The 12,299-nt window shown below is 59.6% G+C and carries 14 protein-coding genes; 7 read left to right on the forward strand and 7 right to left on the reverse strand.

Annotated features, from left to right (window positions below; genetic code table 11):
• Window positions 1–15: 15 nt before the first annotated feature.
• On the forward strand, window positions 16–678 hold the full coding sequence (locus BLW62_RS10605) for a potassium channel family protein (protein ID WP_090507020.1): 663 nt from the start codon (window positions 16–18) through the stop codon (window positions 676–678).
• Between the two features lie 255 nt (window positions 679–933).
• Here the strand turns inward: BLW62_RS10605 and BLW62_RS10610 are convergent, their stop codons facing one another.
• The 3 genes from BLW62_RS10610 to BLW62_RS10620 form a co-directional block, all read right to left on the reverse strand.
• Window positions 934–2,031 (reverse strand): DNA methyltransferase, encoded by a 1,098-nt coding sequence (locus BLW62_RS10610; RefSeq protein WP_090507573.1) that lies wholly within the window; start codon window positions 2,029–2,031, stop codon window positions 934–936.
• Between the two features lie 88 nt (window positions 2,032–2,119).
• Complete coding sequence (locus BLW62_RS10615) at window positions 2,120–2,395, reverse strand: DUF7513 family protein (protein ID WP_090507021.1); 276 nt, start codon at window positions 2,393–2,395, stop codon at window positions 2,120–2,122.
• The gene (locus BLW62_RS10620; protein ID WP_090507022.1) at window positions 2,392–3,963 is read right to left on the reverse strand and encodes a Na+/H+ antiporter NhaC family protein; all 1,572 of its coding nucleotides are present in this window, start codon (window positions 3,961–3,963) and stop codon (window positions 2,392–2,394) included. The genes BLW62_RS10615 and BLW62_RS10620 overlap by 4 nt, the downstream gene beginning before the upstream one ends.
• Window positions 3,964–4,218: 255 nt before the next feature.
• Here BLW62_RS10620 and BLW62_RS10625 point away from each other — a divergent pair, with 255 nt between their 5' ends.
• From BLW62_RS10625 to BLW62_RS10645, 5 genes are all read left to right on the forward strand, one after another.
• The gene (locus tag BLW62_RS10625; protein WP_090507023.1) at window positions 4,219–5,232 is read left to right on the forward strand and encodes a glutathione S-transferase family protein; all 1,014 of its coding nucleotides are present in this window, start codon (window positions 4,219–4,221) and stop codon (window positions 5,230–5,232) included.
• Between the two features lie 109 nt (window positions 5,233–5,341).
• A complete protein-coding gene (locus BLW62_RS10630; protein ID WP_090507024.1) occupies window positions 5,342–6,430 on the forward strand; it encodes an amidohydrolase family protein in 1,089 nt (362 codons plus the stop codon).
• Window position 6,431: 1 nt separating this feature from the next.
• Complete coding sequence (locus BLW62_RS10635; protein WP_090507025.1) at window positions 6,432–6,812, forward strand: Rieske (2Fe-2S) protein; 381 nt, start codon at window positions 6,432–6,434, stop codon at window positions 6,810–6,812.
• Window positions 6,809–7,129 carry a hypothetical protein gene (locus BLW62_RS10640; RefSeq protein WP_090507026.1) on the forward strand — a complete coding sequence of 107 codons (321 nt, stop codon included), beginning with the start codon at window positions 6,809–6,811 and terminating at the stop codon, window positions 7,127–7,129. The genes BLW62_RS10635 and BLW62_RS10640 overlap by 4 nt, the downstream gene beginning before the upstream one ends.
• A 264-nt stretch (window positions 7,130–7,393) precedes the next feature.
• Window positions 7,394–8,362, forward strand: coding sequence for a hypothetical protein (locus BLW62_RS10645; protein WP_245726711.1), 969 nt, complete (start codon window positions 7,394–7,396; stop codon window positions 8,360–8,362).
• A gap of 247 nt (window positions 8,363–8,609) precedes the next feature.
• Here BLW62_RS10645 and BLW62_RS10650 read toward each other — a convergent pair whose 3' ends face one another.
• Together BLW62_RS10650 and BLW62_RS10655 are read right to left on the reverse strand one after the other, a co-directional pair.
• Window positions 8,610–8,828 (reverse strand): DUF7535 family protein, encoded by a 219-nt coding sequence (locus BLW62_RS10650; protein ID WP_090507028.1) that lies wholly within the window; start codon window positions 8,826–8,828, stop codon window positions 8,610–8,612.
• A gap of 143 nt (window positions 8,829–8,971) precedes the next feature.
• Window positions 8,972–9,745: an NAD-dependent epimerase/dehydratase family protein gene (locus BLW62_RS10655; RefSeq protein WP_090507029.1), complete on the reverse strand. Its 774-nt coding sequence runs from the start codon at window positions 9,743–9,745 to the stop codon at window positions 8,972–8,974.
• Between the two features lie 140 nt (window positions 9,746–9,885).
• Here BLW62_RS10655 and BLW62_RS10660 point away from each other — a divergent pair, with 140 nt between their 5' ends.
• A complete protein-coding gene (locus tag BLW62_RS10660; RefSeq protein ID WP_090507574.1) occupies window positions 9,886–10,671 on the forward strand; it encodes an IclR family transcriptional regulator in 786 nt (261 codons plus the stop codon).
• Window positions 10,672–10,696: 25 nt separating this feature from the next.
• On the opposite strand, the gene BLW62_RS10665 is transcribed toward BLW62_RS10660, so the two are convergent.
• Window positions 10,697–12,169, reverse strand: a complete 1,473-nt coding sequence (locus tag BLW62_RS10665) for an amidase (protein ID WP_217630534.1) — start codon at window positions 12,167–12,169, stop codon at window positions 10,697–10,699.
• The gene (locus BLW62_RS19105) at window positions 12,166–12,297 is read right to left on the reverse strand and encodes a hypothetical protein (protein ID WP_281246642.1); all 132 of its coding nucleotides are present in this window, start codon (window positions 12,295–12,297) and stop codon (window positions 12,166–12,168) included. The genes BLW62_RS10665 and BLW62_RS19105 overlap by 4 nt, the downstream gene beginning before the upstream one ends.
• Window positions 12,298–12,299: the final 2 nt, after the last annotated feature.

Consider the following 12,299-nt stretch of genomic DNA (forward strand, 5'->3'; position numbering starts at 1 on the left):
ACGTCCATTTGTACCATGATGTTCGTTATCGTAGGGTACGGCCGCGTCGGCTCGAGAACGGTCCGGATCTTAGCCGAGGAGGGTCACGAGGTCGTCGTCGTCGACGACGACGCCGACCGGTGTGAACGAGCCGAAAGCGACGGGTTCGAGACGGTTCGGGGGAGCGGCGCTGACGAGGAGGTCTTACTCGACGCTGGCATCGACGGAGCAGACGCCGTCGGCGCGTTCACCCCCGACCTCAACGTCAACTTCGCCGCCTGCATGGTCGGCGAGCACCACGGCTGTCGAACGGTCTTGCGAATTGACGAGGACTACCGCGAGGACATCTACGAGAAGTACGCCGCGGACGTCGACGAGATCATCTACCCCGAGCGACTCGGGGCCGCCGGTGCCAAGACGGCCATGCTGGGTGGGGATTTCAACGTCGTCGCCGATCTCGCTGCGAACTTACAACTCACCGTCCTCGAGATTGCAAGCGACTCGCCGGCCATCGGCAAGCGGATCAGCGAAATCGAGTTGCCTGCGGACGCACGGATCTACGCCCACGGGCGCGAGCGTGGATCGCTGACGATCCCACTACCGGGAATCGAACTCGAGGCCGGCGACGAGGTCGCGATCATCACGGAAACTGATCGGGCGGACGACGTGCGGGCGTCGTTGCAGACGGCCAGTTCCTAACGTGAGCGTGCGTCGCGAACGGTCACACGCTGTGAGGACCGGATCGGAGGGCTGTCGTCGCGAGAGGTCGATCGACTCGTCTCGAGTAACCGGCGTACGAAAGCGAGGGGGGAGAGGAATGCTGGCGCGCGGATGGGGTGGGGTGGAGTGGAGTGGATTGGGGAGCGATTCCGCCAGTGCGCGCCAGTTGTACCAATCGTGATGAGAGTCAATAAAACCGCGTCAGACGCCTGAAAGACGCTGGTCAGACCCAAATCACGCTGGCGTGTCGGGCCGGAAGACGAGGACGTTCTGGTGGACCATCGACGGAACGAACGAGAACGGGTAGCCGTAGACGTGGAGGTCTTTCGTCGGATCGTACCAGATCAGGTTCGCGACGAGCGTGAGCGGCGCACTCGACTCGATCGCTCGAGCGAGGTCGGCCGACAGGAACTCGTAGGAGCGCTCGCGGTACATGTCGCCGATGAAGACGACGACGTGGCCGTCCGAAGCGACCGCGTCGCTGAATCGATCGAACTTCTCGCCCATGTCGGCCAGCCAGTCGGCTTTCGACGGCGTCGCGGCTACGTCAGCGTCCCCACCGTCCGTTTCAGTGGCGGCCTCGCTCCCCGCATCGCTGTCGGCCGTTCCGTCCGTTCCGTCCGTTCCGTCGTTCGCGTCGAACGAACCGAGTTTGCTCTCCCGGGTCGCCCGTTCGTTTCGCGTCTGCTCGAGTTCGTCCATGTGCCAGTAGGGAACGTCGGTCAACAGGAGGTCCACCGAGTCGTCGGGCACGTCCGCGATCAACTCGGCGCAGTCGCCGTGGCGGAGGTCCTGTTCGGCGAGTGGGGGCTCCCCGCAAGCGAGTCGCTCCTTGTTCTCGCGCTCGAGCGTTTCTTCGTAGACCTCGATCCAACGTTCGGTTCGTTCGAATCCAATGGCCTCGCGGAGTCCCGAGTGTTCGTGCTCGCAGAAACTCGCGCCGAGTAAGGTGCCGCCGACGCCGGCGAAGGGGTCAAGGACGGTGTCACCAGCTTTGGAAAAACGGCCGATTAGTTCCGCACAGAGTCTGGGAGGCTTCTGCCCGCCGTGTTCGCTTCGCAGGTCGTGTTGGACGTCCGGCGGGTAGCTCTCCGCGATCACCGACTTCGTCGCGAACTTCCACTCCTTGCCGGTGAGGTCGTTGACTCGATTTCGTTCGTCGTAGATCCCGCGCCCCTCGACGTAGTGTTGGTGGTCGGCCAGTTCGTCGGTGTCGATCACCTCGCCGTCTTCGACCGGAAGCGACTCGTCTCGAGCCCGGTCGGCATCGAATTCGCCGTCGTCGTCCGTCACCAACCGACTCTGTCGGTGTCGATCCCCGTCGTCTGTCATACCCTCGGGTGTGTCCTCTGATCGCATAAAGGCGTGGCTCTCGGCGCTCGTCTCGACGCACGTACCGACAGAAATCGAACGGAGAGCTCTACTGGGAGTAGGAACTCTCGCCGACGACCTCGAGGAACTCGCCTCGACCGGTCGCGTTCGACTCGTCAAACTCGGTGATTCGGACCCGAACGCGTTTTTCGACCGTTTCTGGCCCCGCGTCCTCGACGATCAGGTGCGTGTCGCCGATGTAGGCGTGGCCGTTTCCGTCGCTGTTCGATTCGGCGACGAAAACGTCGATTTCGTCGTTCACGTCGAACGACGGCGTGGTACTCCGGAACGTCCAGCCTTTGAGGTACTTACTGAAGAGACTCATAGTCGTGCCACCTCCTCGCTTTCGCGGTCAGTTACGTACTCGCGTCCGAATCCGGTGATCGCCGCGAGGACGAACACCGCCACCAGCAACCAGCCCTGGAAGACAAACGGAACGACGTCGATGGGCGTCACGAGCATGCCAGACTCGAGCCAGTCGTGAGCCTCGGGTAAGTCCTGCATCGCCGTGTAGCCCGCGAGGACACCTCCGGACCACGGGAAGATGTAGCCGAGTGCGGCGGTCTGGCCGTCCAGAATGTTCGCCCGGCGGTAGCCGTTCAGATTGAACCGTTCGCCGATCTTCGAGATGTACGGCCCGATTGCGACCTCTGCAGCCGTGTTGATGGTGATCACGCCGTTGATCAGCGCCGCGGAACCGACCATCGTCAGTTCGGCGTTGCGAACGTTCGTCGCGAGATTCTCGATCGACCACTCGAGGATCGCCTCGAACGCGCCGCCGCGGATCATGATTTGTGCCGCGGCGATGATCAACAAGACGAGAATCGCGAGTTCGAAGAAGCCTGCCGCGCCGTTGATCAGGCTCCCGCCGACGCTGACGGCGTCGGGGTCTTCGACGATCGTGAGGATGGGCAGGAACTCGAGCGGTTCGGCGACCGGCGCGTCCGACGGCGCGTTGAACACGACGATGTCGCCGAGCGTCATCAACCCGAGTGCGAGGTTCGCGACGATCGCGGTCACGATCCCCCACGAAATCGCTTCGACGATGTGGCGGCCGGCGACGGCAGTCCCGATAACGACACCCATCGAGAGCAAGTGAACGAGTCCGATCGGATTGCTCTCCTCGGCGAGCATCGCTTGCCCGTCGACGCCAATGTCGAGTGGCGAGGACAGCATCGAGCCGGCGACGAGGTAGCCGACGAACGCGAAGATTGCGGCGATAATCACGTACTTGAAACGGGAGGCAACGACGCCCCCGATGTCGGAGTCCTGCGTGACGGCGCTGACGATCGTCGTGTCACTGACGGGTGCGAGATTGTCGCCGAAGATCGCCCCGGAGAGAATCGCGCCGAACATGAGGACGGGGTTTGCCCCGAGCAAGATTCCTGCCGGGAAGAAGAGGACGACGAACGCGACTGCCGCCCCGTACCCGGTTCCGATTCCAGTCGTGAACAGTGCGGCGAGAACGAACGTGACGGCGGGGAACAGTGTCGCGCCGATACCCGCGGCGTCGGCGAGCCAGACCAGTCCGTCGACGAATCCGCCGTCCTGGAGCAACTCGGCGAACATGCCGGCCCAGATCCAGGCGACGATCGCCGTCACGGCGACAGGCTGGGTCATCCCCTCGAAGATCGTGTTCGCATACGTCGCCCAGTCGCCGCGAACGAAGAACATCCCGAGAATCAGACCGATCAGAATCCCAACGATCAATCCGCCTTCATCTGAGACTCGCCACAGCGCAGTCTGGACGATCGCCCAGACGATGAAGAATACGATCGGGAGTGCGCTCATCCCACGACCGCCGTAAAACGTTATTCGCGGGTCGTCGTCACCTCCCTGAACGAACGAATCCGTCGGATCCCCATCCGTTGAATTATCGTTGACCTCACTCATCGTAATTGCACGACCTGTATAATCAAACCGTGACTGATAAGTCTTACCGAGGAGACGGACTCTCAGTGTCAATTATGTGGGTTAGAACGACTGTACGCCATGCCGTCTACCGACCCTAATCTGTTTGATATTCATCAGCTACCGAACGACGACTCGGTGTGACCGGCGATAGTTGATAGACGACCATCTCAGTCGCCGACGGAAGTAACACGAGTGTTAGCGGGGTGCTTTCAGTCTCGAGTCCGTTGTGGAACTATGAACAAACTCGTCGACGGCGAATGGATAATTGACGGAGACGACGCCACCGACGACGGCTCCTTCGAGCGCCAGGAGACGACGTTTCGCGACCGGGTCCGCGACGACTCCGATGCGACTCACCAGCCAGAAGCCGGTCGCTACCACCTCTACGTCTCCTACGCGTGTCCGTGGGCCCACCGAACGCTCCTCGTTCGGGCGCTGAAGGGACTCGAGGACGCGATTTCTGTCTCGGTGGTCGATCCGTATCGAGACGAAGACGGCTGGCAGTTTACGCCGGAAAAGGAGGGCTGTACGGACGATCCGATCATCGACGCAGAGTACCTCCGAGAGCAATACGTGCAGGCCGACCCGGAGGCCACCTGTCGCGTGACGGTACCGGTGTTGTGGGATCGTCAGGAGGAGACGATCGTCAACAACGAATCCGCGGAGATCATGCGGATGCTCGACACCGAGTTCGACGACGTCGCTTCGCGAGACATCGATCTTTACCCGGAGGGCTATCGAGACGAGATCGATCGGATCATCGATGAAATTTACCAGCCGATCAACAACGGCGTCTACCGGGCCGGTTTCGCGACGAAACAGGAACCCTACGACGAGGCCGTCGACGACCTCTTCGGCGCGCTCGATCACTGGGACGAGGTGCTGGCCGACCAGCGGTATCTCGCGGGTGACCGACTGACGGAAGCCGACATCGCGATGTTCACGACGCTGGTCCGATTCGACTCCGTCTACCACACCCACTTCATGTGCAACGTCCAGTACATCCGCGAATACGACAATCTCTGGCCGTATCTCCGTGATCTGTATCAGACCGAGTTCGCACAGACGGTCGAGATGGACCACATCACAGAACACTACTACACGACCCACCCCGACGTGAACCCCCACCGAATCGTCGCTCGAGGCCCGGATCTCGACTTCGAGGCACCGCACGACCGGGATGACTTACCGGGGAACCCGCCCGAGGACGTCGACTCGAGTAGCGGGAACGACTCGCGGAGTCGGTGAGGAAACTCACGGACACTCGAGGCCGAGTACTCACTCGAGGGTGAGAGACAGTTGGGAGACGTTGCACCCGAGCCGAAGGTATTTCTGATTTCGAGTGACCTGGGTGTGTATGACTAGCACGGCCGACGAGCGTGGTGCGTTCGAGGAGACGACGGTCGTCGATACGGACGTTCACCTCTCGATTCCGTTCGACGAGTTAGCGGAGTACTGCGAGGAACCGTACCGGTCGATCACGAAGCACCCGACTTACACACCCGTTCACAGAGGCGGGTGGAACCGCTACATGGGTGGGAAGATCGAAACCGAAAAGGAGAACGTCCGGAGCGCGGACGCGTTGTACGAGAAGATTTGCGTCGAGTTCGGAATCGATTTCCCGCTCATCAACGCCTTTCCCGTACTGAATTCGGTCCCCGAAGACGACCGGGCGGTCGAATTGATGTCCGCCTACAACGACTACTTGCTCGAGAACTATCTCGACGAGTACGAGCAGTTCCTCGGGCTCTGTACCGTCGCGACGCAGGACCCGGCGGCCGCAGCCGAAGAGATCGACCGAATGGGATCGGAACAGAGTATCGAAGGACTGTACCTGCTCAACAGCGGGGCCCAGCCACCACTGGGCGATCCCGTGTACGACCCGATCTATCGGGCCGCCGCGGATAACGACCTCCACGTAGCCTACCACGCCTCCGCCGGCGCGCCCTTCGCGAAGGACTTCCCGGTGCAGGACACGCAGTTCAATCGATTCCTCGAGAACCACATGCTCGCCCACCCCTGGGCGCACATGATGACGATGTCCAGTCTCATCGTCAACGGCACTCCGGCGAAGTTTCCCGACCTCAACTTCTCGTTCCTCGAGGCGGGGGTTAGCTGGGTTCCCTACATGATGTTCCGATTCAACAAGGAGTACTCGATGCGACGCAGCGAGGCGCCGCTCCTGGAGAAGAGCCCCGAGGAGTACATCCGAGACCAGTTCTACTTCTCGACCCAGCCAGTCGGAGAGCCGAACGACCCGTCACACCTCCAGCAGATCATCGACGTGCTCGGTCCCGAGTCGCTCATGCTCTCGACGGACTACCCTCACTGGGACTTCGATCATCCCGACGCTCTCGACAGGCAGATTCGCCGATATGGTGACGAGGAGACGAGAGAACGCATTCTCTCGGGAACCGCAATCGAGGCGTTCGACCTCTCGATCTAAGATGTCGGGGACACCAACCAAGCGCCACGTCGTCGCCGAAGCGGACGAAATCGCCGACGGTGAGCGAGTCGTGACGCAACTCGAGGGACGAGAGATCGCCGTCTTCCACCAGGACGGGGAGTACTACGCCTACCTGAACTGGTGTGCCCATCAGGGAGGGCCCTGCGGCGAAGGCCCGCTCACCGGGACCGAAATCGCCTCCTACGACCGGGAGAGCGGCGACGTCGAGCGCAGTTGGGAGCGCGAGGGCGAGATTCTCAACTGCCCGTGGCACGGCTGGGAGTACGACCTGACCAGCGGCGACTGCCTCTCCAGGAACGGAATAACGCTCCCGTCGTACCAGGTCGAAATCGAGGACGGAAAGATCGTCGTCGAACTGTGACCGGGGCCGACAAACCACCGTGGTGGCGCGATAACGATCGACTCCGGGAGGAGATGGGGCTTGCGGAGTACCAACCCCCACGGTTCGCCGACGGGGTGTACACCTACGAGGTCATCGACCCGCTCGAGGAGGCCCACGACTGTCGAATCCAGTTCGTCGGCGTGGACACCCGTTATCCCGACGACTGGGAGGTCCGTGTCGACGGAACTCTCGTTCTCGAGATCGGACGGCATCGCGACGAAAGCGGGAACACGGTATACGAGATGACCGCCGAAGCGTTCCTCGAGGCAGTCGAGGAACAGCTCGCGGGTGATTGACTCATTGACTGCCAAAGCAGTGTACGGGGAAGCAAGTGTCGTAATTACCCCGACTGAGAACAGAGATGCCACTCGCAAAGCAGAGGTTGACGGAACGAGGACAGTCCACACAATAACGACGGTCATATATAGTAGATGTTTTTGGCTTTCTCAGCACCAAAACACCACAAAATTAGGTGAAAAGTGGCAGTAAATCGTCTCGTTCAGTTCCACTACATTATTCCTTTCGAGACTGTTAAGTAATAGAACCATTAATAGAATACCATGACATTTCCATATTCTATTGATGATTTGAAGTTCGGTTTCAAAAACCCTAGATTAATGCTATGGGAAATCCACCGAATTTTAAGTTCACCATTCCATAAACGACATAACGAACAATTTTTCGAAGAAAATGGTGAAGGAATAGATGTGATGGAGAGAGATTGGGATAACTTGATTATTTTAGATGCGTGTAGGTATGGGTTCTTTGAGGAACAAAACAACATCGATGGTAGTCTTGAACCAGTTATCTCTAAAGGAGGACACAGTTGGGAATTTATGAAATCAAACTTTGAAGGAAGTCAATTTCATGACACTGTCTACGTGACTGCTAATCCTCATGCTCGAAAACTGCATAGTGATACGTTCTATTCAATAAAGACCGTTCTTGACCAATGGGACAGTGAAATTGGGACAGTTCGACCTAAAGAAGTTGTGGATGCGGCTATAGAGGCTAACAATGAGTTCCCCGAAAAGCGCCTGATTGTACATTTCATGCAGCCTCATCGCCCCTATCTGGGACCAACTGCAGACCAATTGCGTGAACGCGTAAACCTAAGAGGATATGATCGCGACCGAGGATTAGACGGACAAGATTATGAGCGTACAGGCGTCCATATGTGGCGTGCTGTGAAAAGTGGTAAAGTAAGTCTTAGTGAACTACGCCAAGCATACTCTGAAACATTAGATATTGTATTAGGAGAGGCTGATAGGTTAATCAATTCGATTGATGGCCGGAGTGTAATCACCGCAGATCATGGTGAATTGCTAGGTGAACGTCTTCATCCATTCACTGTCCGACAATTTTCACACCCACACGGTATCCAAATGAGAGAACTTCAAACTGTACCATGGCATATCATTGAGGGAGACATTCGGAGGAAGATATCTAATGATGATCCTGTTAAAACAGAGAGATTGGGTCAAGAAACCATAAATGACCGGCTTGAGGCGTTAGGATATAAAATTTGAATCCGGGTGAGCTTTTTATTTGGCGTCGAATTGACGGGTGTGAGCAGAGCCATCGATTATCCTCATCGAAGAACCGTTCGATGGCGATTTCGGGACGTAAGATCGTTACAACGTTGAACGGTATGTGTTTTAAATGAACGGTAGTCCCAAAAGCGAATGCATCCAAAGAACCAAATTTCGAGTGCGTCAGAAACAGTGGGTTCAGCGAGAATGGGAAAGCCTCGAGTCGACCATCGAATCCGAGTGCTTACGGGTCACTCGGCGGTCGGCCGGACTCCTCACGCCACGATTCGAAACTGTGTGTTTCGTCCTCGCGGAAGAAAATGCGCCAGACGAGATAGGCGGGCACGATCACCGGCAAGAGCGGCAGTGCAAGGATAACGAGAATCGCGGCCATGATGTACCCGAACGCCGACATCTGGAAGTTCGGCCCGTAGCCCGTCGACTCGCCGACTCGTGTAGACATACGTTACAGTTCGAACCAGTCGCTATTCGGTCTTGCGGTCTCGAGACCCCGTGCTATCGACCGGGAACCTACCGAAGCCTCCCGTTCGCGTACTCCGCTCTCCCCACACACTCCGCTCTCTCCGCACACTCTGCTCACTTCGTTCAATCCTCGAGCACTGTAGCCGAATCGTCCTGTGGTCGATAGTTCAACTCGAGCATTGTCTCCGTCAGCGAGAGGAACCGCTCGGCGTTGTTCGAGATTCCGTGTGCGGTCAGGGGCGAGGACTCGAGGGTCGTCGTCGCCGCGGCGTCCATCAGCCGTTGACAGTCGTCGGGGCTGAGCCACATCGCTCGCGCGTAGCGTTCGCCCGAGGCGTCCCGGTCGGCGAGTTCGTCCTCGAGTTCGTCTTCGGAGAGCAACCAGCCAATTCGCAGGTTGATCACGTCGAGTCCGTGGCAGTTCGCGTAGTAGTGGCCCATTGCCTCGCCGAAAACCTTCGTGACGCCGTAGTACGTATCGGGATCCATCGCTTCCGCTGGTCGGACGGTTCGTGGCGAACCCACGGTGGACTCCGGACGGACGGACGACACCGTGTTCTGCATGTTCACCGCGTGGTTCGAACTCGCGAAGACGACTCGCTGGACGTCGTTCTGGACGGCGGCTTCGAAGGCGTTGTACACTCCCTCGATGTTCGGCCCGGAGAGTGCGTCCCACTCGGCCCGCGGATCCGGATTCGCCGCGAGGTGGATCAACACGTCCTCGTCCTCGAGGGCGCCGACGAACGCCTCGCGGTTCGCGACGTCGATCGGGGTCGTTTCGAGGTCCTCACTTTCGCTGTGTGAAAACAGGCTGAGTTCGACGTCCGTGTCTTCGAAGGCCTCGATGGTCTCTCGGCCGACCCGACCTGATGCACCAGTGATGGCGATAGTCGTCATTACCGAAATAGACACGGAGTGGGTTGAAATAGGTCGGGCCGGCGCGTTCTGGGAATGAAGATACGACCCTTTCACGCCCGTGACACGTCGAAGACAACGGTCCCAAACCTACTTGACCCATGGTTCACCACTACGTACGCATGCCCCCTGGTGATGGTCGGGATCCTGAAACCGTCCGCGCGACCGAAACGTCTTTCGAGGTAATCAACTGTGTTCAGGCCCATCAGGGTGCAACGTTGTCGACGGTCGCAAACGACCTCGGGAAGGCAAAGAGCACCGTCCACCGACACGTGAGAACCCTCGAGGAACTGGGGTATCTCACGCGGACTGGCGACGAGTTGCACGTCGGGCTTCGCTTCTTGAAACTCGGCGAGACGGCACGAACTCGCGAGGACGAGTACCAACTCGCCGCGGAGAAAGTCGACGAGTTCGCACGCAAGACGAACGAACGAGCCCAGTTCATCGTCGAAGAGGGAGGGTACGGTATCTGCGTTTTCAGAGCGTCAGGCGATCAGGCCGTCGATACCGAACCACGCGTCGGTTCGCGAATGCCCCTACACGCCACGGCTGCCGGTCGAGCGATCCTCGCATTCGATACGGACGGCGCACTCGAGCGAGTACTCGAGCGACAGGGACTCCCCGCCTACACCGGAGAGACGATCACCGACGAAGCGACGCTCCGAACCGAACTCGAGGAAACGAAAGAACGTGGGTACGCGATCAACCGGAACGAACACATCGACGGGTTGACCGCGTTCGGCGCACCGGTTCGTGGCCCCGGCGACGAGATTATCGGCTCGTTCAGTATCTCCGGGCCGACACACCGCTACGACGGCGGGAAAGAGGACGAAATCATCACCATCCTGCAAGGGACGACGAACGAACTCGAGTTGAACATTCGATACGGCGATGCGGTGGATTCCTGAGCAGAAAATACCGTTCGGTCGTAGGCTATGCGGGTAGTGCTGGCGGCTCGAGTGACGCAGACTCCGCGACGATTTCTTCGAATACCCTTGCACAATCGATCGCAACCCCATCGTCGTGACGCGGCGCGACGACCTGCACGCTAATCGGCAGTCCGTCGGCCCCGTCGACGGGGAGCGTGACGGCCGGGTTTCCGGTCAGGTTGAACGGTGCCGTATTACCGAGTACGTCGAACAATCGATCGTGCGCGGATACGTCCCCCCGCTCGGGCGGAAGTGTGCGAAGCGTCGGGACGAGAAGCACGTCGACGCGATCGAACGCAGCCTCGAGACGGCGTCCAAAGGCCTCTGCCTCGAGACGACCCGCGACGTACGAGTCGCCGTCGGTCTCCGCATCGAGCGTCGCGGAGGGGAGCACCCGTTTTGCCACGTGATCGCTGAACCCGTCGTCGTCGACGAATTCCCGGAGCGCACGCGACCAGCGACGTGCGTACGTCGACCCGTTTCCGCGAACGAGCCCACGTTGTCGAAGGTACCACGCGAACTCCGTGGCCCCGACGAGCAGGTAGGCGTCTTCGATGGAGCCGAGGTCGACGGAGACCTCCTCGAGTTCGAGTTCGGAAGCGGACTCGACTTCGCCACACAACGAGCGAACGCCACGTGTAACGGTCTCCGAACACTCCTCGAGAAATTCCGTTACGACGCCAACGGTGAACGTCTCGTCCGAGTCAGCGGCGACTGCCTGCGATTCGCTCGGGCTCGAGGTTTGTCCGAACGAATCGGCAGTCCTCTCGTCGCTGATCGCGGAGAGTGCATCGGCAGCCGTTTCGACGGAGCGAGCGAGTGGGCCGACGGTGTCGAGCGATGGTGCGAACGGGACCACGCCGTGCGTCGAGACGTGCCCGAACGTCGGCTTGACGCCGACCACGCCACAGCAGGCGGCCGGAATGCGAACGCTGCCGCCAGTGTCCGTCCCAAGTGCCACGTCCGCCAATCCTGTCGCGACGGCGACGCCGCTGCCACTCGAGGAGCCACCCGGAACGCGATCGGCCGCGATCGGATTCACCACGTCTGCTCGGCCACTAAACTCGCCGGTCGGCCCGAACGCGAAGGCGTCCATATTAGCCTTCCCGAGGAGTTCGCCGCCGGCCTCGAGCAGTCGTTCGACGACGGTCGCATCGAATCCGGGAACGTACTCGAAGCCCGCGGAGCCACAGGTAAGACCGAGGTGCTCGACGGCGATGTTGTCCTTGACGACGATCCGTTGATCGGCGAGTGGGCCACCCGTCTCGCGCGTTCGTGGTGTCTCGAAGCCGTCGAGGAGCGCTCCGTACTCGTCCTCGAGGAGTGACCCCGTCCGCTCGACGGTGCGTTCGGAGTCGTCGCTCACGCCCGCAGCGATGTCAGCGAGTCGGTCGGCCGACTCACGACAGTCCGCGATATCGTCGTCGTTCAGATCGAACGCCAGCGACTCGGCGATCGTTTCGATATCGTCGCTCACGATTGCCCTCCGGCCGCTGAGTCGTCGTCGAAGTTGTCCGCATCGTACAGTACCCGCAATAGCACGTAGATCGTGCTCAGCGAGAGCAGCGTGCCGACGAGCCAGATCGTCCACATGAGTGTTGCCATGG

This window comes from Natronorubrum sediminis (assembly GCF_900108095.1).
GTDB classification, from domain to species: Archaea; Halobacteriota; Halobacteria; order Halobacteriales; family Natrialbaceae; genus Natronorubrum; species Natronorubrum sediminis.